The sequence below is a fragment of the Pseudarthrobacter lactosi genome, from assembly GCF_055412785.1.
On record NZ_JBVAYS010000001.1, the window covers coordinates 1,389,423 to 1,411,396 of the forward strand.

Below are 21,974 nucleotides of genomic sequence, written 5' to 3' on the forward strand. Positions count from 1 at the left end.
CTCTACTGGGGGCACGCTCACGGTGTCGCCTGCCCGGCGTCGGGATTTCCTCCGGCAGGACGGCCGACGGCGGGACTTTCGTTAATGACCCGGCGCGGCACCCGCGGGCTGATCCGGGTCACGATCTCGTAGTTGTTGGTCCCGGCGGCGACCGCCCAGTCATCCGCCGTGGGACCGCCGTCGTCCCCGTTGCCGAACAGCACCGCTTCGGCGCCGAAGAGGTCTGCGCCGGCGGGGCCGATGTTGCCGAGGTCGATGACCATCTGGTCCATGGCGATCCGGCCCACCACGGGGTAGGTCCGCCCGGCCACCCGGACGGGACCGCCGGTGGCGATCCGGGGCACGCCGTCCGCGTAGCCCAGCGGGATCAGCGCCAGGGTGCTGGGGCCGCTGGTGCGGTAGCGCAGGCCGTAGGAGACGCCCTGCCCGTCGGGGACCTGCTTGCATTGGGACACCAGGGTGCGCAGCGTCATCGCGGGGCGGAGGCCGAGTTCGGCGGACGTCTGGCCTTCGAAGGGCGAGAGGCCGTAGATGCCCAGGCCCACGCGGACCATGTCAAAGTGAGTATCGGGGCGGGACAGCGTGGCCGGGGTGTTGGCCAGGTGGCGGACTTCGGGGTCCACGCCGGCGTCCTCGGCCACGGCCAGCACCTCGCGGAAGGCCGCCAGCTGTTCATCGGTTTCCGGCCGTTCGGGTTCATCCGCCACGGACAGGTGCGAGAAGATGCCCACCACCCGCAGGAGGCCCTGGTCCTGGTACTCCATGGCTTCGCCCAGCAGCTGGTCCCAGGCATCGAGCGCTACGCCGTTCCGCCCAAGGCCAGTGTCCACTTTCAGGTGGATCCGTGCGGGTCGCTCCTGGTCACGGGCGGCGGCCACAATGCGGTCCAGTTCCCAGCCGGAGCAGCCGATGTCAACGCCGGCAGCCACGGCTGCGGCGAAGTTGCTTTCCGCCGTGTGCAGCCAGGCCAGCAGGGGGGCTTCGATGCCCGCCGCCCGCAGTGCCAGCGCTTCGGAGATGTGCGCGACGCCCAGCCAGGATGCGCCGGCTTCGAGGGCGGCCCTGGCCACCGGAACCGCGCCGTGTCCGTACGCATCGGCCTTGACCACGGCCATGACCTTGGCGGGTGAGGCCGCGTCCGCCAGCCGCCGCACGTTGTGGCGGATGGCGTCCAGGTCGATGACGGCTGACCGCTCGTACCGAGGGTCAGGTCCTAAGGCCGCGCGGAAGTCACCGGTTATTACGGGATAAGTCACCTTAGTGATTCTAGTGCGGGCGGCCCGGCCGCAAATCACAGCGGGATAATCGCGGCAGGTTCCGGTGCCGCTGGCGCCGCTGGCGCCACATCCGGTGGCACTGAGGCGACGCCCCGCCGTCGGCCGCTACGCGTCGGACAGGTGCGCGATGGTGGCGGTGGCCCGGCGCTGCGCGGCCAGCGGGACGTCGCTGATAATGTCCGCCAGGAAACCGAAGCGGCGGAGCCACTGGCTGCTCTGGCGCTCCGGCCGGGCGTTGGCCCGCTTCCACCAGTCGGCGATATCGCCCCAGCCGGGGGCCGCCAGCGAACCGCCCACCTCCTGCACAGCCAGGGAGGCGCACAGATTGGCGAAACGGAGCCGGTTTCCCAGCGGCCAGCCGGCCAGGCTGCCCACGATGAAGGCCGCGTCAAAGCAGTCGCCGGCCCCGGTGGGATCGAAAGCAGTCACGGGCAGCGACGGCACCCACTCCTCCTCCCCTGTTTCCGAATCCACGGCCATGGCACCCTGCGCACCGAGCGTCACCACGGCCACAGGCACCCGGTCCGCCAGCGCATACAGCGCGGACCACGGATTGTCCTTCCCCGTGAAGGCCATCGCCTCGCGCTGGTTGGGCAGGAAGGCATGGAAATACTGCAGGTTCTCGAGCCGGACCGGTGACCACTTCCCGCTGGGGTCCCAGCCCACGTCCCCGAACAGTTTCACGCCTGCCTGCTGCGCGGCCACGGCCCACGGCTCAATCTCCTCGTCGAGCGCGGCGATGCCGGCGAGCGCAGTGGGCGGCGAACCGATCAGTTCCGACGACGTCACCGGGGCCGGGTGCCCATGCGTCACCAGGGAACGGTCGTTGTGGACGCTGAGCGAGACGGTGACCGGGGAATGCCACCCCGCGACGCGGCGCGACAGGCTCAGGTCAATGTGTTCCTGCCCGGCCAGTATTTTCCAGTTGTAGTCCCCGTAGCCGTCGTCCCCGAAGGCGGCTGCCAGTCCCGTGCGCAGTCCCAACCTGGCCGCGGCAATGGCCTGGTTCGCGACGCCGCCGGGGCAGCTGCCCATACCCTCGCTCCAGATTTCCGTGCCCGGCTCGGGCGCGTGCGGCAGCCCTGTGAAGATGATGTCCTGGAAAACCGTGCCGGCCAGCAGCAGGTCGAACCCGCCGTCGGACTGTGCGCGGACGGTTGAGAGCGGATCGAAGCGGCGGTCCGGGATGGCGTCCATGTCGGCAGACTACGCCCTGCCGCGGCGCCACGGTAGGGGCGCGCCCGGCGGCCCCCTAGACTGCTGACTATGCGGCTAATGATTGCCGGCGGCGGCGGATTCCGCGTGCCGCTTGTCTACCGGGCGCTGACGTCCGGCGCGTTTGCGGGGCTGGTCAGCGAACTGGTGCTGTTCGACGTCGACCCTGCCCGCCTCAGTGCCATCACCGCGGTTCTGCGCGCCATGCCGGAGTCGGCCGACCGGGAAGGCGACCGGCCCCCGGCGATCAAGACAACCACATCACTGCCGGACGCGCTCCGCGGAACGGACATGGTGTTCGCCGCAATCCGCCCCGGCGGCACGGCCGGACGCATCGCGGACGAACGCGTGGCCCAGGACCTGGGCATGCTCGGACAGGAAACCACCGGAGCCGGCGGCATTTCCTACGCCCTGCGCACCATCCCCGTGATGCTGGACCTGGCGCGGCAGATGCGGGAGCGCTGCCCCGACGCCTGGCTGATCAACTTCACCAACCCGGCCGGCATGGTCACCGAGGCCCTGCTGCCTGTCCTGGGCCGGAAGGTCATCGGGATCTGCGATTCGGCGGGCGGACTGGTGCACCGTGCTGCCCGCGCGTCCGGCCTGCCGCTGCCGGACGGAAGGCTCGACGGCGTGGGGTACTACGGTCTAAACCACCTGGGCTGGCTCTACCGGCTGGAGTCCGGCGGCCGGGATCTGCTGCCCGGCCTGCTGTCAGACCCTGTGGCCCTCCATACCTTCGAGGAAGGCAGGCTTTTCCCGCAGCCGTTCCTCAAGGACCTCGGCGCCCTGCCCAACGAATACCTCTATTACTACTACAACCGCAACAGCGCCGCGGCGGCCATGCGCGCCATGGCCCAGACCCGCGGCGAGTCCATCCACCACCAGCAGGCCGAGCTGTACCCGCGGCTGGCCTCAGCCGGAAACCGCGCCTACCGGCTGTGGGACGCTGCCCGCCGCTCGCGAGAGGAAGGCTACCTGGCCGAGGCACGGACCCACGGCGAGCAGCGCGACGAGGACGACCTTGCCGGTGGCGGCTATGAACGCGTGGCCCTGGCAGTGATGCGGGCCCTGGCGGGCGGCCGCGGTGACAGCCAGCTGATCCTGAACACGCGCAACTCCCTTCCTGCAGCCGGGGCAGCCCCACCGAAACCGGCCATTCCGGGGCTGCCGGCGGACGCCGTCGTCGAGGTCCCCTGCACGGTGACGGCCGACGGCACGGTGCCGCTTCCGCAGTCAGCTCCGGGCCGGAAGCAACTCGGGCTGATGCGCCGGGTCAAGGAGGTGGAGCAGCTCACCGTCGGGTCAGCCACCCACGGTGACCGGGCGGCCGCCGTCGACGCATTCAGCCGGCATCCCCTGGTGGACTCCCCCGCCCTGGGCGCCAAGCTGCTGGCCCGCTACGAGCGCGCGTTCCCTGCGCTGCTGGAGCTCTGGCGCGGCTAAAGCTTCCGGTACATCACGTGCAGGCCCACGTATCCGAGCGTGGGATGGTTGAACGCCTCGGGGATGGTGCCGAGGATTTCAAAGCCCATCCCCTGCCACGCGGCCACCGCGCGGACATTGCTTTCCACCACGGCGTTGAATTGCATGGCCCGGAAGCCAGCATCCCGGGCCGCTGCCAAGGAGTATGCGCACAGGCCCCGGGCCACGCCCTTGCCGCCGTGGCCGCTGTGGACCATGTAGCCGGCGTTGGCCACGTGGCTGCCGCCGCCGCCCTGGTTGGGGTGCAGCTCGCCGGTGCCGATCACGCCGCCGTCGGCCGTCACGGCCACAAACGCCTGGCCGGGCGCGTCCTTGAACCAGCGGGCGCGGGCGTCGGCCTCTGTGGTGTCCCGGTCCCAGGTGAACGTCTCACCGGACCGGACGACGGGCTCCAGAACGGCCCACATGCCGGGCCAGTCGGCGTCCGTGGCGGGGCGGATCGAGTAGTCCGCGGAACTGGGCGGAGTTGTGGCTGCTTTCACACGCGCCACGTTAGCAGCCGCTCACGCGCCGGGAGTCCGCCCGGGAGCGGCTGGAGTAGTGTTTTACCGAGTGGGCAAACAGCGGGGCCCACGCCGCGCCAGCGGTGGGAAGGAGAAGCCATGACATTGATCCGCAGGGTCGCGTTGCTCTCCCTCCACACCTCCCCGATGGAGCAGCCAGGCTCCGGCGACGCCGGCGGGATGAACGTCTACATCCGCGAGCTGGCCTCGGCCCTGGCCGATACCGGCGTGCAGGTTGAGATCTTCACGCGCTCCACCTCAGCCAAGCAGGCCGCCGTCGAACATCCGAACCCCGGCGTGTGCGTCCACAACGTGCTGGCCGGGCCGCCGCGGAAGATCCCCAAGGAAGAACTGCCGGAGCTGCTGCACCACCTGGTGGCCGAGATCGACCAGATCCGCCAGCGCCAGCCGCACGGCCGCTACGACGTCATCCATTCGCACTATTGGGTGTCCGGGATCGCCGGCCTGGAGCTCTCGGAGCTCTGGGGTGTGCCGCTGGTCCACACGATGCACACCATGGCCAAGGTCAAAAATCTCCTGCTGGAGTCCGGCGAACAGCCCGAGCCGCGGCGGCGTGAGGAGGGCGAGCACCGGATTGTCGACGGCGCCGCCCGCCTGGTCGCCAACACCACCGCCGAAGCCGAAGAGCTGGTATCCCACTACGGTGCTGATTACGACCGCATCGATGTGGCGCCGCCGGGCGTGGACCTCAGCACCTTTACACCCGCGTTCCGCGCGCGGTCCCGGGCCGAACGCGGTGTTTCGCCGGAGACGTTCCACCTGGTGTTCGCCGGCCGCATCCAGCGGCTGAAGGGCCCGCAGATCCTGCTCAAAGCCGCGGCCCTGCTTCGCGCCCGGCGGCCCGAGATCGATCTCCGGCTCACTATCCTGGGCGCCCTCAGCGGCAACAAGGACTTCAACCTCCGGCACCTGATCGCGGAGTCCGGACTGGACGACGTCGTCACGCACCTTCCCCCGGTCAGCGCCAGTGACCTGGCGTCCTGGTTCCGGGCGGCAGACGTTGTGGTGATGCCCTCCTACAGCGAATCGTTCGGGCTGGTGGCCATCGAGGCACAGGCCTGCGGGACGCCCGTGCTGGGCACCCGTGTGGGCGGCCTGTCCCGCGCCATCTGCCATGGCCGGACCGGGCTGCTCGTGGACGGGCACCATGCCAAAGACTGGGCGGACGCGCTCGAAGCGATGTACGACGATCCGGACACCCGCGCCGACATGGGACGGGCCGCGGCCATCCGCGCGGAGAACCTGGGGTGGAACCGCACAGCCGCCATCACGCTTGATACCTACCACGCCGCCGTCGAACAGCAGCTGGCCAGCCGGTTGATCCCGGCGGTGCCGGCACCGTAAGCGGCGGGCAGCCGCCGTCGGCCTTCAGCAACCGGCCCCAACCAAAGGACAAGGATGTCTGAACGGGATACCCTCAGCGACCTCGAGATCGCACGGCAGGCAACGATGAGGCCCATCGAGGAGATCGCGGCTGCCGCGGGAATCAACGCCGAGGCACTGGAACTGTACGGGCGGTACAAGGCGAAGGTTGATCCGGCACTGCTGAGCGCTCCGGCGCCAGCCGGGAAAGTGGTGCTCGTGTCCGCAATGTCGCCCACGCCCGCTGGTGAGGGGAAGTCCACCACCACCGTGGGGCTCGCCGATTCGCTGGCCCGGGCCGGGCACAAGGTGATGATCGCGCTGCGGGAACCCTCGCTGGGTCCTATCCTGGGCATGAAAGGCGGCGCCACCGGCGGCGGCTACTCCCAGGTGCTGCCGATGGACGAGATCAACCTGCACTTCACCGGTGATTTCCATGCCGTGACGTCGGCGAACAATGCCCTGATGGCGCTCGTGGACAACCACATCTACCAGGGCAACGAGCTGAACATCGACCCCCGGCGCATGACGTTCAAACGCGTCCTGGACATGAATGACAGGTCGCTCCGCGAGGTGATCATCGGCCTCGGCGGGCCCACCCAGGGTGTCCCCCGGCAGGACGGCTTCGACATCACCGTGGCGTCGGAGATCATGGCCGTCTTCTGCCTGGCCACCAGCCTGGCTGACCTCCGCGAGCGCCTGGGCCGGATCACGTTCGGCTACACGTACTCCCGGGTTCCGGTCACCGTGGCGGACCTCGGCGTCCAGGGCGCCCTGACCCTGCTCCTGAAGGAAGCCATCAAGCCCAACCTGGTGCAGACCATCGCCGGCACTCCCGCGCTGGTGCACGGCGGGCCGTTCGCCAACATCGCGCACGGCTGCAACTCTCTGATCGCCACCCAGACGGCGCGGCGGCTCGCGGACATCGTGGTCACCGAGGCCGGTTTCGGCGCAGACCTGGGCGCGGAGAAGTACATGGACATCAAGGCGCGGATCGCAGACGTGGCGCCGTCCGCCGTTGTGGTTGTGGCCACCGTCCGCGCGCTCAAGATGCATGGCGGCGTGCCCAAGGACCGGCTGACTGAGCCGGACCTTGAGGCGCTGCAGGCCGGCGTCGCGAATCTCCGGCGGCATGTGCACAACGTGGAGAAGTTCGGAGTGGCGCCGGTGGTTGCCATCAACAGGTTTTCGTCCGACACCCAGGAGGAGCTGGACTGGCTGCTGGAGTGGTGTGCGGCTGAGGGGGTCCAGGCCACAGTGGCGGACGTATGGGGCCGGGGTGGCGGCGGGGACGGTGGCGACGATCTTGCCGCCAAGGTCGTTGCCGCGGTTGCTGCGCCGAACAGCTTCCACCATCTGTATCCCCTGGACCTGCCTGTGGAGGAGAAGATCCGGACCATTGCGCGGGAGATCTACGGGGCCGACGGCGTGGACTTCTCTGTCCCCGCCCTCAAACGCCTGGCCGAGATCGAAAAGAACGGCTGGTCCGGGCTGCCCGTCTGCATGGCCAAGACCCAGTACTCCTTCACTGATGATGCTTCCCGGCTTGGGGCTCCCAAAGGCTTCACCATCCACGTCCGGGACCTCATCCCCAAGACCGGCGCTGGCTTCATCGTGGCCCTGACCGGAGCCGTCATGACCATGCCAGGCCTGCCCAAGGAGCCCGCCGCGATGCGCATGGACGTAGACGGGCAGGGCAACCCGGTCGGCCTCTCCTGAACGCTCTCTCACCTTTGGGGGCCTTTCGAGGCGACGCTCTCTCACCTTTAGAGCCTTTCCGGGTGACGCTCTCTCACCTGTGGATAACTTCTGCGAAGGCCGGCTACTCTGAGGAACAATGCCGGTATGGACAAGCAGACCGCGCTTCCCACCACATTGGCATCCGGCCCGTTCACGCTCACGGACGCCAGAGCAGAAGGCGTCCGTCGGGATCGTCTCCTCCGGCCCGACGTCGCGCATGTCAGCCGCGGACTGTACCGTCCCGCAGACTGGGATTTCGAACTGGAGGCGGCCGCCCGCGCGCTCTCGGCGGCCACTCCGGGTGCGTGGATATCGCACGTGACGGCGGCCCGGCTTCGCTGTTCATGCCTTCCACCGTGGCTCTCCGACTCCACAGAACTACACCTCAGCAAACCGCGCGCCTTGCCGAGTGTTCGCCGCAAAGGCGTGATTGGGCATACCGTGATCGCGGCTGATGACGAGGTCGAATCGGTCGACGGAATCCGCTTCAGCACGCGGTCGCGCACATGGCTGGACATGGCCCGGGTCCTGCCTTTGAAGGACCTCGTCAGCCTCGGTGATGAGTTGATCCGGATGCCACGGCAGGAGTTTGAAGGCCGTGACGTACCGTTTGCCACCGTTGGGGAGCTGCGCGCCCTGACGAACCGCCACAAGAACCTGCAAGGAATCGTCCGCGCCCGCGAGGCCCTGGAGCTCATGCGAGTGGGAGCGGATTCCGGCCCGGAGACCCTGCTCCGGCTGGCAATGCTTGACGCCGGCGTCCCCGAGCCCCAGCTTCAGGTCACACTGCGTGACGCAGACCCGGTGTCGCCGTCGGCGGACTTGGGATACCGCCATCGGCGCGTGGCCATCCAGTACGACGGCGGCCATCACCTCATGCCCAAACAGCAGCTCAGCGATCGGCGAAGGGACAAAGCCTTCGAAGCCGCTGGCTGGACTGTCCTCACCTTCGATAAGGATGATCTGGCCGACGGATTCGAACGCGCCGTCAAGATGATCAAAAGGGAACTGCGGTCCGCCTGGGTGGATCCCGCCGTCGTGTCCGGCTTTTCGCGCTCGATGTAGCGAGAGAGCGTCCGCCAAAACCGCGCCAAAAGTGAGAGAGCGTCGCACGGGGGCCTTAAACGCCGGACGCTCCCCCACCGAAAAAAGTGAGAGAGCGTCCGTCAAAAACCCACCAAAGGTGAGAGAGCGTTTAGCGCTCCAGGTCGCCGCGGATGAAGGCCTCGACCTTTTCGCGGGCGAGGTCGTCGTTGAACTGCTCCGGCGGGGACTTCATGAAGTAGCTCGAGGCGGAGAGCAGCGGGCCGCCGATGCCGCGGTCCAGACCGATCTTGGCGGCGCGGATGGCATCGATGATCACGCCGGCGGAGTTGGGTGAGTCCCAGACTTCGAGCTTGTATTCCAGTGATACAGGGGCGTCACCGAAGTTGCGGCCTTCGAGGCGGACGAAGGCCCATTTGCGGTCGTCGAGCCACTGTACGTAGTCGGACGGGCCGATGTGGACGTTGCGCGGTGCAATGTCGGCTTCGACGTTGGACGTGACGGCCTGGGTCTTGGAGATCTTCTTGGACTCGAGGCGGTCGCGCTCCAGCATGTTCTTGAAGTCCATGTTGCCGCCGACGTTGAGCTGGTACGTGCGGTCCAGGGTGACGCCGCGGTCTTCGAAGAGCTTGGCCATGACGCGGTGCGTGATGGTGGCACCGATCTGGCTCTTGATGTCGTCGCCCACGATCGGGACGCCGGCGGCGGTGAACTTGTCGGCCCATTCCTTGGTGCCGGCGATGAACACGGGGAGGGCGTTGACGAACGCCACGCCGGCGTCGATGGCAGCCTGCGCGTAGAAGTGGGCGGCATCTTCGGAACCAACCGGGAGGTAGCAGACCATAACGTCGGCCTTGGATTCGCGGAGCGCGGCGACGATGTCAACGGGCTCTTCGGCGGACTGTTCGATGGTCTCGAGGTAGTACTTGCCGAGGCCGTCGAGGGTGTGGCCGCGCTGGACGGTCACGCCGGTGGGGGGCACGTCGGCGATCTTGATGGTGTTGTTCTCGCTGGCCAGGATGGCGTCGGCTAGGTCCACGCCCACCTTCTTGCCGTCAACATCAAAAGCGGCAACAAACTGGACATCGTTGACGTGGTACTTGCCGAACTCTACGTGCATCAGACCCGGGATCGTGGCCTGGGGATCGGCGTCACGGTAATACTGCACGCCCTGGACGAGCGAGGCGGCGCAGTTACCTACACCAACAATGGCAACACGAATCGGATTTGCAGACACGGAACTCCTTTGAAGAAAACTTCAGCCGCCAGGACGGTCAGAACCTGAAGGGTACGACGGCGGCACGCTGGCAGTGCGCCAGTCGGCGCCATTTCATCTTACCCAACCAAGAGGGGGCCGGGATTGTTCCCGGCCCCCTCAGTTGCTGCGTTACGTGGCTACTTCTGCTTCCACAGGTTGATGTCCGATTCCACGGCGAACTCGTCGATGGCATTGACCTCATCCGCGGTGAAGTCCAGGTTGTTGACGGCGGAGAGGGTGTCTTCGAGCTGCCGGACGCTGGACGCGCCCACGAGTGCCGATGTTACGGAGGAGCCTTTGCCCTGATCGCGGAGGATCCAGCCGATCGCCATCTGCGCCAGGCTCTGGCCCCGGCCCTCGGCGATGCGGTTGAGCCCGCGCACGCGGTCCAGGTTCTCGTCCGAGATCATGGCTTCGTCCAAAGACTTGTGCTGCGCTGCCCGGGAATCCGCGGGCACGCCGTTGAGGTAGCGGCCCGTGAGCATCCCCTGGGCCAGCGGTGAGAAAGCGATACAGCCCGCACCTACCTCTTCCAGGGCCTGGTAGAGGTTGGGGCTGCCGTTCTCGGTCCAGCGGTTCAGCATGGAATAGCTCGGCTGGTGGATCAGCAGCGGCGTGCCGAGTTCCTTCAGGATGCGGGCCGCTTCGAGGGTCTGGGCCGGGGTGTAGGACGAGATGCCGGCGTACAGGGCTTTGCCCGAACGGACGGCGTGGTCCAGTGCGCCCATGGTCTCTTCCATCGGCGTTTCCGGGTCCGGCCGGTGGCTGTAGAAGATGTCCACGTAGTCCAGGCCCATGCGCTCCAGGGACTGGTCCAGGCTGGCCAGCAGGTACTTGCGGGAGCCAAAGTTGCCGTACGGGCCCGGCCACATGTCGTAGCCGGCCTTGCTGGAGATGATGAGTTCGTCGCGGTACGGCTTGAAGTCGTCCTTGAAGTGGCGGCCGAAATTGGTCTCGGCGGCGCCGTAGGGCGGACCGTAGTTGTTCGCGAGGTCGAAGTGGGTGACGCCCAGATCGAAGGCCCGGCGCAGGATGGCGCGCTGCACTTCGAAGGGCTTGTCGTCGCCGAAGTTGTGCCAAAGTCCGAGGGAAATGGCCGGCAACTTCAGCCCGCTGCGTCCGACGCGGCGGTAGGGCATGGTGTCGTAGCGGCTCTCCGCAGCTGTGTAAGTCATATCTACTATCCTGCCAGCCATGTCTCACATAACAGCACAAAATCGAACTATTAAGCCCGGAGCTAAGGTCCGGCCGGAGGCAATCCACTCACGACGTCGTCAATCGCCTTTTGGTATTGGGGCGCCTGTAGGTAGTCGCTGTGGCTGACCACGAGGAACTGGTACGTGAACGGATCCATCTCCTGGGCATAGGGATCTGCCCCGGCGTTCTCGGCACCTCCCGGACCCTGATAGAGAACCGGGAAACCGAGGTAGTCGGTCTTGCGGTAGAGATTCACCCATCGATTTGGCCCGGGCCCGAGGACGTGGCTTAGATTCACATCGAACTGAACCGTCGGTTGGCCCGTGATGATGCGCTCATGGTCAGGACCTCCGGCCGCGGTGAGTTTTGTCCGGCCCCCCGGTGCCGTGGCAAGCACAGCCGGCCCCAGGAGTTCCGGGAAGAACCGGCCAAAATAGGACCTCAGCTGGGTGCCGTAGGTCAGCAGGCCGATCCTGTTAAAGGGCAGGTCAGGCCGCGTGGACTTGAGGTGGAACAGAGCGCTGACGGCGATCACCGCTCCCAGGCTGTGCGCGGAGATCGCCACCATGCCGGTTTTGGCAGGCGGCGCGCCGTCCGTACCGTCCAGCCAGGCGGCGATCCTGGCGGCAAATTCGGGGACCGCCCGCTCGCCATAACTCGGCGGACCGAACGGGTGCGCGGTCTTGGGCATAAAGCACATCAGGTCCCAGAGGAGTGCCAGTGGCCGGGAGTTCGGTTTGGCCGACATCACGGCCAGAACGGCAATCGTTGTGCCGGCAGCGGCAAGTCCAAGGGCCCCCATCCCTTCGAGGAACCCGTACAGACCAGCCGCGCCGGTGACCAACCAGTCCTTTAAGGCCCCCAGAACCAGGGCTAAAAGTAGTCCCAGGAATATGAGGATGGCCAGCAGCGAGACCACAGCTTCTGCACGGTGCGCGAGGGAAGCGGTCCGCCGCGCAGAGACGAGTTTCCGGGCGGCGGATTTCTGGTGCGGCAGAGGCGGCGGAGCGCCATAGGCTCCGAGGAGGTCCGCGACGGCGTTGGCGTCCGTGTTCCATGCCATCGATCGCACGGCTTTCCACGAGCACAGAATCCAGGTGATGGCCGCCGCCAGAATCACGGCCAGGAGCAGCCCGCTGAAGGCCGTGAAGACGGACGGCGGAACCAGGACGTCGTCGGCGATGGGTCCGAATCGCCACATTTCATCGTTAGTGGTGCTTCGCCGTTCGTAGTTGCGCTGCAACAGCGTTGCGGCGGCTCCCACAATCGCGCAGCTGAGGATGGTGGCCGTTCCCAGCGCGAGCGTCGCCAAGACGGCCGAGCCTTTACCCCGCCAGCCCAAAGTGCGCCTGTCGTGTCCCTTCCTCGCGAGGAGGCACATGCTGAAGATCAAGGCCAGCATGACCAACATGAGCCCTGCAGGGGCGAAGCCCAGACCCAGCATGACTTTTGCCCCCGTGCCGGCGGGTACGCCACCGCTGAAAACTGATGCTCCCACCGCTGCGAGCGTGGTGGCACCGGCGACCCAGGCAATCGGCCACAGCCACGGCGCGCCGTTCCGGGAGGGCAGATCGGGATTCTCCGAGGACTGCCGGACCGTTTCGATCGCGGCGGCGAGCACCGTTCCGGCGGCAACCAGCCACACCACCAGCATGATGAAACCGAAGGGCCAGATTCGCTCCGGTGCCAGATTCGCGATGCAGGCCGTGAGCGTTTTCAGGCCTCCGCAGTTCTCGGCGTCGATTCGCGTCCAGAAGCCATCCCACCCGATGATGGCGGCAACCGCGGCCAGCGACGCCCAGACATGCAGCCAACCGTTGTAGCGGACCATATCGTGTGCAACCCATATGTCCCGGATCATGAGGCTGGGGATGACCTGTGGTTCTTCGCTTGCCGTTTCGGGCGTTTCGGGCGAGCCGGGCCGAAGGTTTGGCCTGGGGTGAAACCGCGTCCGTGCCAAGTATGCGATGGCAGCCACGATGCCTACGGCCACAAGGGGTATCAGTGCGAACAAGGCGACACGACGGCCGCGGGTCCAGCCGGCCAGGCCGTCCACGAACGCAGGCAGCGCGGAGCAGACACGGCGTTCCTGGTCCGGAACGTCGGCCGGAAAACATTGGACGGCGATGAGGTCCATCGAGACCACGGCCGCCGTCACCACAAAGTAGAGGGTCAGAACCAGTGCGAAGAGCCGGATCCGTCCCGCGCCGTCGCCCCCGTGCGCTACTCCGTCGGCGTAGCCGATGTGCGATTCTTCCTGCCCGGACACCGGGCCCGTAACCGCCTGCTGCTTCACGGCGGGCAGCGGGCGGCTCCAGTACGCGGCGTTAGTCAGTCCGAACGGCATCAGTAGGAACCACGCCGTCCGGACCGCGGCGTCGGCCACTTTGCCGGCCAGCCCTACCCCGGTGAACCGTGCCAGCCGGCCCCAGGAATACGCCTCCACCACGCGCGGGCTGCCACGGTTGGCCCCGGCACCGTCCCCGGCACCGCCCGCACCGGAGTCCGCAGCGGCTCCCGTCCCGGACCTGGCCCGGTAGAACCCGGCAAGCTCATCACCCCAGGACAGCTCGACGTCGTCGGGCGTGAGCGTCCGCTTGCCCGATCGGAGGAGCTCGTGGGGCGGCGTGTTGCGGATGCCGTGGATCCGGAGTTCAAGCGTGGCAGAAACCGTACTATCCGCTGGTTCACCCATGACGGCCTCCATCGCCCGTACACTTCCGAGCCGCCCATCACGGCCGGTCAGTACGCGAATAGTACGCCCGGGTCACTCCAGTGTCTACGTTACCTCGAGGCTACTTCCGCCCCAGCAGTAAGAACCGCCCCACTATGCGCCGCCAACACGAACGAATCGCCGTCCAGCAGAGAGGCCTCGTCCGTCGACAGCAGCACCGTGCCCCCCACACCGTCCAGCCGCACCGGCGACGCCGAGAAGTTCAGCAGTACCTCAACGGACCCGCGCCGGAAGCGCAACCAGCGGGCGTCGTCGTCGAACGTCACGTCCGTTTCCGCGAATCCCAGCCCGGCAACGTCGGGGTAAGCGCGCCGCAGTGCAGTCAGCGCGCGGTAGAGCGAGAGGAGCCGCGCGTGGTCACCCTCAGCGGCCTCCGCCCAGTTGAGCCTGGAGCGCCGGAACGTTTCGGGATCCTGTGGATCCGGGACGACGGCGGGATCCCACCCCATGCGTTCGAACTCGCGGATCCTGCCCTCCGCCGTCGCCTTGCCCAGTTCCGGTTCGGGGTGCGAGGTGAAGAACTGCCACGGCGTGGACGCGCCGAATTCCTCGCCCATAAACAGCATGGGCGTAAACGGCGAGGTCAGCGTCAGCACTGCGGTCACGGCCAGCGGGCCGTACGGCAGTGACTGGGACAGTCTGTCGCCGATGGCCCGGTTGCCGATTTGGTCGTGGTTCTGGCTGCACACCACCAGGGCCGCGGGGTGGACCAGCGAGGTATTGATGGGCCGGCCGTGGTGGCGTCCGCGGAAGCTGGAGTAGCTGCCGTCGTGCAGGAAGCCGTCCTTGAGGACCTTAGCCAGCACGCCGAGCGACGCGAAATCGCCGTAATACCCGGCGGTCTCGCCGCTGACATTCACGTGCACGGCGTGGTGGAAGTCGTCGCTCCACTGCCCGGCAAGGCCGTAGCCGTTGGCATCGCGGGGGTAGATCAGCCGCGGATCGTTGAGGTCCGATTCGGCAATGAGTGTTTTGGGAAGCCCTGTCTCCGCGGCGATGGCATCGCCCAGCGCGCCGAACTCTTCCAGGAGGTGCACCGCCCTCTCATCGCGGAGTGCATGGACGGCGTCCAGGCGCAGTCCGTCCACGTGGTAATCGCGCAGCCACAGGGCCGCGTTGTCCAGGATGTATTCACGCACGACGTCGGATCCCGGGCCATCGAGGTTGACCGAATCGCCCCATGTGTTGGCGTCGCCCTGCTTGAGGTAGGGGCCGAACTTGGGTAGGTAGTTGCCGCTGGGTCCGAGGTGGTTGTAGACCACGTCCTGGATGACGCCCAGCCCGGCGGCGTGGGCGGCGTCCACAAAGCGCTGGTAGGCCGCGGGCCCGCCGTAGCCTTCGTGGACCGCGAACCACTGCACGCCGTCGTATCCCCAGTTGTGGGTGCCGTTAAATCCGTTGACGGGCAGCAGCTCCACGAAGTCGATGCCCAGGTCCGCGAGATAACCGAGCTTGTCCGCGGCGGCGTCCAAGGTCCCTTCGGGGGTGAAGGTTCCCACGTGCAGTTCGTAGATGACCGAACCGCGCAGTTCCTTCCCCTGCCAGCCGGCGTCCTGCCAGGCGTAGGAGCCGGGATCGAAGGTGCGGGAGAGCGCATGGACGCCGTCCGGGAGGCGGCGGGACCGGGGGTCCGGCAGCGGGTGCGTTTCGCCGTCGAGCAGGTAGCCGTAGTCCACGTCTTCGTCCGCCGGCGCGTCCGGCGCGGACCACCAGCCATCGGCGCCGGAGTCCCCGGACACCTGCTTCATGGGGTACTGCTGCCCGTTGGCGAGCAGCGAGACGGCCGAGGCGGCCGGGGCCCAGACATCGAACCGGCCGGAACCGTGGTGCGTCAGGCTCATGCGTTGTCTCCGTTCACGGGCGCCAGCAGCGCCACAGGGTAAGGCTGGAGGATATCGGCCACATGTACAGGGCCCGGGCCGTGCGTACGTCCGGTCAGTTCGTCCCGCATGGCCGTGGAAAGTTCGACGGCGGTGTCCCGCCATCCGCCGGCACTTTCCAGTCCGAAGGGAAGCCGAGTTGCCAGGGTCAAGGCGCCGGGTGTGCCGCCTGTGCCAGTGCTGTCCGCACCTCGGTCGAACGCCACCAGGTGGTCAGCGGCGGGGCCGGAAACAACAACGGGACGGTATCCCCGGAGAAGTTCGGGCCGGTCCCGGCGGAGCCGGAGCGCCCGGGAGGTCACCAGCAGTTTGGCGGCCTCGTCCCGGAAGTCTCCCGGGAGTGTGCCCGCATCCTGTGCGGCCAGGGCAGCCACGCGGCGTTCAAAGTCCACGGGCCGCCGGTTGTCCGGGTCCGTCAAGGACCGGTCCCAGAACTCGGTGCCCTGGTACACGTCAGGGACGCCAGGCATCGTCAGCTGGATGATCTTGGCCGCCAGCGAGTTGGTTGCGGCCAAGGCATCCGTCCGGGCGACGAAGTCCTCGATCACCGCGGTGACCCTGGCGTCGTCGAACACTGCATCCACGGCGGCCTTGACGCGTGATTCAAACTCCGCATCAGGGTTGGTCCACGTGGTGGAGTTGCCGGCCTCGCGGGCAGCCTTCTCGGCATACCCCTGAAGCCGTTCCCGGGACGCCGGCCACGCTCCGATGACTGCCTGCCACAGCAGGGTTTCGAACGGACCGTCAGGCACCGGGGCCAACTCCCGGAGGGTGGTCAGCGTAGCCGTCCACTCAGCCGGGATCTCCGAGATCACGGAGATCCGTGCCCGGGTGTCCTCGCTGCGTTTGGTGTCGTGCGTGGACAGAGTGGTCATGGAGAGTGGCAGTTCCTCCTGCCGGCGCCGCATGCGGTGGTGGAATTCCTCAAGGGACACCGAGAACTCGGTGGGTTCAGCTCCCACCTCGGTCAGCGTGCCCAGCCGTGTGTAGCGGTAGAAAGCCGTGTCCTCTACACCCTTGGCCATGACCATCCCGGAGGTTTGCTGGAAACGCACCGCAATGGGATTGGCAGGATCGAGAAGCAACGGGAGGAGTGTGCCCACTGCCTGGGCAAGGTCAGGACGGTGTTCCGCCGCGGACCCGCAGGCTTCCTTCAACACCTCGGAACCTAGCGGAAGGTAGCTGCGGTAGACCGGGAACGAGGCGATGATCTCGGCGATGGCATCGGCAGCCTGCTCCACGGAAAGCCCCTGGGAAGCGGGGACCAGACGTGCCAGCCTCAGCACCTCCGAGCGCAGGATGCCGTCCGCGATCATCCGCTTGGTACCCCGGATCATCTTTGCGTAGTCGGCGGGGACATCCGTACCCCGCAGGGCCGCATCCAGTTCGTCGAGCGCCGCCTCGCCGGCCGGGTCCACCAGGACCCGGTCCACGTCGGATAGGGCGTCGTAGCCCGTGGTCCCCTCACAGGGAAAGTCCCCGGGAAGGTCTTCACCAGGTTCGAGGATCTTTTCGACCAGGACGTAGGCACCCCCGGTGAGGTCCTTGAGCCAGCGAAGGTACCCGACCGGATCCGCCAGACCATCAGGATGGTCCACGCGAACGCCGTCCACCAGGCCGTCGGTGAACCAGCGGCCTACTTCGGCGTGTGCTTCCTCAAAAACATGGGGAAGCTCCACCCGGATGCCCGCCAATGTGGTGACCGCGAAGAAGCGCCGATAGTTCAGTTCGGCATCCGCGCGGCGCCAGGACATCAGCTCATAGTGCTGGCGTCCGTGGACCTCCTGCGGGGAATCCCCCGGCGTGTAGCTACCTGCGGCCAGCGGAAACCGGTGGTCGTAGTACCTGAGCTCCCCATCCTTGACTTCAAGCTTGTCCAGGTCCGCATCCGATCCCAGCATGGGAAGACGGATCTTCCCGCCGGCCAGGTCCCAGTCGACGTCGAACGCTTCCGCGTACGGTGAGCCGCGCCCTTCCTGCAGCAGTGACCACCACCACGGGTTCTGCGCCGGCGTGGCCACGCCCACGTGGTTGGGCACGATGTCCACCAGCACGCCCATGCCATGCTCCCGCGCGGCTGAGGATAGGGCCAGCAGCCCTTCCGGGCCGCCCCGCTCCGGGTCCACCGACGACGGGTCCGTCACGTCATAGCCGTGATCGGAACCTTGTTCCGCCGTCAGGATCGGAGACAGGTAGACCCAATCCACGCCCAGTGATTTCAGGTACGGAACGGTCGCGGCAGCATCGAAGAGCGTGAAGCTGCTGCGGATCTGGAGCCGGTAGGTGGATGCCGGAACCTTCATTTGGCCTGGTCTTTCGGCTTGCTGACCTTCTTCGTTTTCTTTGGCTCCGGCACGGTGGGCGTGCTGAGCGCTTCGGTCTCGCTGGTGCTCGTCTGGGTCAGTGCCGCCAAGGACGCAGCTACTGAGTGGTCCGGTTCGGCTTCCTCCACCATGTGTGCTCGAAGGACCACCAGGGACTTGGAATCAACAGGAATGGCCTGGCCGGCCTTCACCGGTGCAGTGTCAGCGTTGTGGCCGGCAGTGTCGATGATGATGTCCCATGCAGGTGCGTACTCGTCATTAGGAAGGGTGAACTTCACGATGTCGTCATGCGCGTTGAAGTACAGCAGGAAGTTCACATCGGTGATCCGGCGCCCGCGGACATCCTTGCCTTGGATCCCGTCACCGTTGAGGAACATGCCCACCGAACGGCCGAAGCCGCTGTCCCAGTCCTCGGGTTTCATGGTGTCGCCTTCGACGTCAAGCCATACGATGTCCGGCAGCCGCTCGCCTTCGCCTCGCAGCACAGGGCGCCCGTCGAAGAACCGGCTCCGACGGAAAGTGGGGTGTTTGGCCCGCAGCGCGTTGACGGCGGCCGTGAACTCTACGAGGGGCTGGTCGATGTTCTCCCAGTTGATCCACGTCAGCTCGGAGTCCTGGCAGTATCCGTTGTTGTTGCCCTGCTGCGTGCGGCCCATTTCGTCACCGTGCAGCAGCATGGGCACACCCTGGGACAGCAGCAAGGAGGCAATGAAGTTCCGCTGCTGGCGGGCGCGCAGCCCCAGGACAGCAGGATCGTCCGTGGGACCTTCGGCCCCGCAGTTCCAGGACCGGTTGTGGGATTCGCCGTCGTTGTTGCCTTCGCCGTTGGCGTCGTTTTGCTTCTCGTTGTAGGACACGAGGTCCGCCAGGGTGAAGCCGTCGTGGGCGGTCACGAAGTTGATCGAGGCCACGGGGCGGCGGCCCGAGTGCTCGTAGAGGTCGGCGGAGCCGGTGATGCGCGAAGCGAATTCGCCAAGGGTGGCCGGCTCGCCGCGCCAGAAGTCGCGGACCGTGTCGCGGTACTTTCCGTTCCATTCCGTCCACTGCGGCGGGAAGTTGCCCACCTGGTAGCCGCCGGGTCCAACATCCCAGGGTTCTGCGATGAGCTTGACCTGGGACACGACGGGGTCCTGCTGGATGAGTTCGAAGAATGTGGAGAGCTTGTCCACATCGTAGAATTCACGGGCCAGGGTGGAGGCGAGGTCGAACCGGAAGCCGTCCACGTGCATTTCCGTGACCCAGTACCGCAGCGAGTCCATCAGCAGCTGCAGCGAGTGCGGCTGGCGGACGTTCAGCGAGTTGCCCGTGCCCGTGTAATCCATGTAGTGCTTCTCGTCGCCCTCCATCAGGCGGTAGTACGAGGAGTTGTCGATGCCCTTGAAGGACAGTGTGGGGCCGAGGTGGTTGCCTTCGGCGGTGTGGTTGTACACCACGTCAAGGATCACCTCGATGCCTGCCCGGTGCAGGGAACGGACCATGGCTTTGAAGTCCTGGACTTGCTGGCCGGTATCGCCCGTGGAGCTGTAGGTGTTCTGCGGCGCGAAAAAACCGATGGTGTTGTAGCCCCAGTAGTTGTTCAGGCCCTGGTCCTGCAGCGTGCCGTCATTGACGAACTGGTGCACCGGCATCAGTTCAATGGCGGTGACGCCGAGCTTCTGCAGGTGCGAGATGACGGAGGGGTGCGCCACGCCGGCGTAGGTGCCGCGCTGCTCCTCGGGGATCTCAGGGTGAAGCTGGGTGAGGCCCTTCACATGGGCCTCGTAGATGACCGACTTGTGGTACGGGATGCGCAGGTTGTGGTCGCCGTCCCAGTCAAAGAACGGGTTGATCACCACGCCCATCATCATGTGCGGCGCGGAGTCCTCGTTGTTGATGGAGTCCGGCTCGCCCAGGTTGTAGGAGAAGAGCGACGGGTCCCAGTCCACCTGCCCGTGCACAGCCTTGGCATAGGGGTCCATCAGCAGCTTGTTGGGGTTGAAGCGGCTGCCGGAGTCCGGGTCGTAAGGCCCGTGGACGCGGTAGCCGTATTTCTGGCCTGGCTGGACCTGCGGGACATAGCCGTGCCACACGTAGCCGTCCACTTCATCGAGCGTGAACCGCGTTTCCACGCCGTCGTCATCGAAGAGGCACAGCTCCACCTTTTCGGCGTGTTCGCTGAACAGCGCAAAGTTGGTGCCGGTTCCATCAAAAGTGGCTCCAAGCGGATAAGCCGATCCGGGCCAGATTTCCATGCATGCTCCTCATTGTTGTGCGCCAACGCGCTCCGGACACTCCGGACCACGCTGCCGTGCAGAACCTATGCCTACCGTAACGGGTGGCTGTGACTATTACGTTTCCCGGCCACCAATTAACGAAGCATGCTGACTTTACCCCAAATCTCCGGTATGGCATCCGCAATCCGGCCAGCCGTGAGCGGCCCGTCGCCGGACGCGGCCGCCCCGGCCCGGCCATGGAGGCTGGCGCCGAGGGCGGCGATTGCCGCCCAGCGCTCATCCGGATCGATGCCCGCGTCACGGAAGCGCCCGACGTCGGACCCCAGCTGGGCGAGCAGCGCACCGATGATCCCGGCCAGGACGTCGCCGCTCCCGGCGGTGGCGAGCCACGCCGTGCCGTCCGCCTGGCTGTAGAAATCCTGGAAAGGCGACGCCACCAGTGTGGTGGCGCCTTTCAGCAGGACTGTGGCCTCGGTCAGCACCGCGGCATGCCGGGCAGCACCGAGGGTGGAGGCCTCGACGGCGGCGCGGTCCGGGGCGGGATCGAAGTCGGGGCTATCCGGGGACGAGGCGAGGCGCTGCAGGAGGGACGCCAGCTCGCCGGCGTGCGGCGTCAGCACCACCTGCGGCCCCAGGACCGCGGGCAGGGCAGGCAGGGCACCGGCGTCGGCAATCACGGGCAGGCCGGACTCCACCGCGTCGCGGGCGCGCCGGAGCTGTTCAGTGTCGCCGGGGCCCATGCCTGAACCCACCAGCCACGCCTGGACGTGTGTGTCCGCCACGGAGCCCGTGCTGCACACCACTTCCGGGCAGGACTGCCGCACCAGGTTGGCTACCTCGGGCGGGCCCAGGTAGCGGACCATCCCCGCACCTGCAGCCAGTGCACCCCGGCAGGCCAGCACGGCGGCGCCCGGATAATCGGCGGATCCGGCCACAACGCCCAGGACGCCGCGGGAGTACTTGTGCGAGCGCCTCCCGGGCTGCGGCAGGAGCCGGGCAAGGTCCGCCGGCTCAAACCGCCGCAACGCCGGCCACGGCAGTTTCTCTTCGATGCCGATGGGCACAACGTGGACGCGGCCGGCGTGATCGGCGCCCGGGTCGGCCAGAAGCCCCACTTTGGCTGCCCCGAATGTTACGGTCACATCCGCAGCCAGGACCGGCGCATTGGCTTCCCCGGTGTCGGCATCCACGCCGCTGGGGACATCGCAGGCCACCACAATGCCGGGCTCTCCGGATGACATGCGCACATCCGAAAGACTCCTGACCAGGTCGGCGGCAGCTCCGCGAAGGCCCCCGCTGGCGCCCGTTCCCAGGATTGCGTCAATCACGACGTCGGCACCCGCCACGTGTGCCGCCAGCTGGCTGGCGTTGGATTCGGTGAGGAGGTGCACTCGGCCGCCGGCGCGCTCAAAAGCAGCCAGCGCCTCGGGGTGGGCCGTTCCGGCGGTGAGCACCGCCGTCGTACGCATTCCCCTGGCAGCCAGGAACGAGGCGGCGAAGAGGCCGTCTCCCCCGTTGTTGCCTTTGCCCACCAACACGGCCACGCTGGCGCCGTAGAGCCGCCTGCCGCGTGCCTTCAGCTCGTGGACCACCGCGTTGGCGAGCCCGTGGGAGGCCCGTTGCATCAGGACAGCGCCCATCCCGGCATTCAGGAAAGGCTGTTCGGCCGCCCTGATCTGGGTACCGGTATAGGCGCTGATCATGGGGTCAGGTCCGTTGGT

General features: G+C 66.9%; 14 protein-coding genes. 4 read left to right on the forward strand and 10 right to left on the reverse strand.

Going from position 1 to position 21,974, the window contains the following annotated elements; translation table 11 throughout:
• Positions 1-17: 17 nt before the first annotated feature.
• Together alr and ACZY0Q_RS06385 are read right to left on the reverse strand one after the other, a co-directional pair.
• Positions 18-1,256 carry an alanine racemase gene (alr, locus tag ACZY0Q_RS06380; protein WP_463915323.1) on the reverse strand — a complete coding sequence of 413 codons (1,239 nt, stop codon included), beginning with the start codon at positions 1,254-1,256 and terminating at the stop codon, positions 18-20.
• A 126-nt stretch (positions 1,257-1,382) separates the two neighbouring features.
• Positions 1,383-2,474, reverse strand: a complete 1,092-nt coding sequence (locus tag ACZY0Q_RS06385; protein ID WP_463915324.1) for a PfkB family carbohydrate kinase — start codon at positions 2,472-2,474, stop codon at positions 1,383-1,385.
• A 69-nt stretch (positions 2,475-2,543) separates the two neighbouring features.
• On the opposite strand from ACZY0Q_RS06385, the gene ACZY0Q_RS06390 reads away from it, so the two are divergent.
• Positions 2,544-3,938, forward strand: coding sequence for a family 4 glycosyl hydrolase (locus ACZY0Q_RS06390; protein WP_463915325.1), 1,395 nt, complete (start codon positions 2,544-2,546; stop codon positions 3,936-3,938).
• On the opposite strand, the gene ACZY0Q_RS06395 is transcribed toward ACZY0Q_RS06390, so the two are convergent.
• Positions 3,935-4,459: an N-acetyltransferase family protein gene (locus ACZY0Q_RS06395; protein ID WP_463915326.1), complete on the reverse strand. Its 525-nt coding sequence runs from the start codon at positions 4,457-4,459 to the stop codon at positions 3,935-3,937. The two genes, ACZY0Q_RS06390 and ACZY0Q_RS06395, sit on opposite strands and share 4 nt — an antisense overlap.
• 120 nt (positions 4,460-4,579) lie before the next feature.
• Here ACZY0Q_RS06395 and mshA point away from each other — a divergent pair, with 120 nt between their 5' ends.
• From mshA to ACZY0Q_RS06410, 3 genes are all read left to right on the forward strand, one after another.
• Positions 4,580-5,845: a D-inositol-3-phosphate glycosyltransferase gene (mshA, locus tag ACZY0Q_RS06400; RefSeq protein WP_463915327.1), complete on the forward strand. Its 1,266-nt coding sequence runs from the start codon at positions 4,580-4,582 to the stop codon at positions 5,843-5,845.
• 54 nt (positions 5,846-5,899) lie between these two features.
• Entirely contained in the window at positions 5,900-7,582 is a 1,683-nt protein-coding gene (locus ACZY0Q_RS06405) for a formate--tetrahydrofolate ligase (RefSeq protein ID WP_463915328.1), read from the forward strand.
• A 126-nt stretch (positions 7,583-7,708) separates the two neighbouring features.
• Entirely contained in the window at positions 7,709-8,668 is a 960-nt protein-coding gene (locus ACZY0Q_RS06410) for a DUF559 domain-containing protein (protein ID WP_463915329.1), read from the forward strand.
• A 130-nt stretch (positions 8,669-8,798) separates the two neighbouring features.
• On the opposite strand, the gene ACZY0Q_RS06415 is transcribed toward ACZY0Q_RS06410, so the two are convergent.
• The 7 genes from ACZY0Q_RS06415 to ACZY0Q_RS06445 all read right to left on the reverse strand — a co-directional run bounded on the left by ACZY0Q_RS06415 (position 8,799) and on the right by ACZY0Q_RS06445 (position 21,956).
• Complete coding sequence (locus ACZY0Q_RS06415) at positions 8,799-9,884, reverse strand: inositol-3-phosphate synthase (protein ID WP_056344223.1); 1,086 nt, start codon at positions 9,882-9,884, stop codon at positions 8,799-8,801.
• A 158-nt stretch (positions 9,885-10,042) separates the two neighbouring features.
• Positions 10,043-11,080: an L-glyceraldehyde 3-phosphate reductase gene (gene mgrA / locus ACZY0Q_RS06420; protein WP_463915330.1), complete on the reverse strand. Its 1,038-nt coding sequence runs from the start codon at positions 11,078-11,080 to the stop codon at positions 10,043-10,045.
• A 62-nt stretch (positions 11,081-11,142) separates the two neighbouring features.
• Entirely contained in the window at positions 11,143-13,797 is a 2,655-nt protein-coding gene (locus ACZY0Q_RS06425; protein WP_463915331.1) for a hypothetical protein, read from the reverse strand.
• A gap of 89 nt (positions 13,798-13,886) precedes the next feature.
• A complete protein-coding gene (gene treZ / locus ACZY0Q_RS06430) occupies positions 13,887-15,677 on the reverse strand; it encodes a malto-oligosyltrehalose trehalohydrolase (protein WP_463915332.1) in 1,791 nt (596 codons plus the stop codon).
• Positions 15,674-18,019 carry a malto-oligosyltrehalose synthase gene (gene treY / locus ACZY0Q_RS06435; protein WP_463915333.1) on the reverse strand — a complete coding sequence of 782 codons (2,346 nt, stop codon included), beginning with the start codon at positions 18,017-18,019 and terminating at the stop codon, positions 15,674-15,676. The genes treZ and treY overlap by 4 nt, the downstream gene beginning before the upstream one ends.
• Positions 18,016-20,271 carry a glycogen debranching protein GlgX gene (gene glgX, locus ACZY0Q_RS06440; protein WP_463915334.1) on the reverse strand — a complete coding sequence of 752 codons (2,256 nt, stop codon included), beginning with the start codon at positions 20,269-20,271 and terminating at the stop codon, positions 18,016-18,018. Before glgX ends, treY begins: the two co-directional genes overlap by 4 nt.
• A 116-nt stretch (positions 20,272-20,387) precedes the next feature.
• Entirely contained in the window at positions 20,388-21,956 is a 1,569-nt protein-coding gene (locus ACZY0Q_RS06445) for an NAD(P)H-hydrate epimerase (protein ID WP_463915335.1), read from the reverse strand.
• Positions 21,957-21,974 lie beyond the last annotated feature (18 nt).

Bases quoted from the DNA above. Each gene is read 5' to 3' on its own strand.
- glgX (WP_463915334.1), bottom strand. From the start codon at position 20,271: ATGGAAATCTGGCCCGGATCGGCTTATCCGCTTGGAGCCACTTTTGAT.
- mshA (WP_463915327.1), top strand. From the start codon at position 4,580: ATGACATTGATCCGCAGGGTCGCGTTGCTCTCCCTCCACACCTCCCCG.
- ACZY0Q_RS06405 (WP_463915328.1), top strand. From the start codon at position 5,900: ATGTCTGAACGGGATACCCTCAGCGACCTCGAGATCGCACGGCAGGCA.
- treZ (WP_463915332.1), bottom strand. From the start codon at position 15,677: ATGAGCCTGACGCACCACGGTTCCGGCCGGTTCGATGTCTGGGCCCCG.
- mgrA (WP_463915330.1), bottom strand. From the start codon at position 11,080: ATGACTTACACAGCTGCGGAGAGCCGCTACGACACCATGCCCTACCGC.
- ACZY0Q_RS06385 (WP_463915324.1), bottom strand. From the start codon at position 2,474: ATGGACGCCATCCCGGACCGCCGCTTCGATCCGCTCTCAACCGTCCGC.
- ACZY0Q_RS06425 (WP_463915331.1), bottom strand. From the start codon at position 13,797: ATGGGTGAACCAGCGGATAGTACGGTTTCTGCCACGCTTGAACTCCGG.
- treY (WP_463915333.1), bottom strand. From the start codon at position 18,019: ATGAAGGTTCCGGCATCCACCTACCGGCTCCAGATCCGCAGCAGCTTC.
- ACZY0Q_RS06410 (WP_463915329.1), top strand. From the start codon at position 7,709: ATGGACAAGCAGACCGCGCTTCCCACCACATTGGCATCCGGCCCGTTC.
- ACZY0Q_RS06445 (WP_463915335.1), bottom strand. From the start codon at position 21,956: ATGATCAGCGCCTATACCGGTACCCAGATCAGGGCGGCCGAACAGCCT.
- ACZY0Q_RS06390 (WP_463915325.1), top strand. From the start codon at position 2,544: ATGCGGCTAATGATTGCCGGCGGCGGCGGATTCCGCGTGCCGCTTGTC.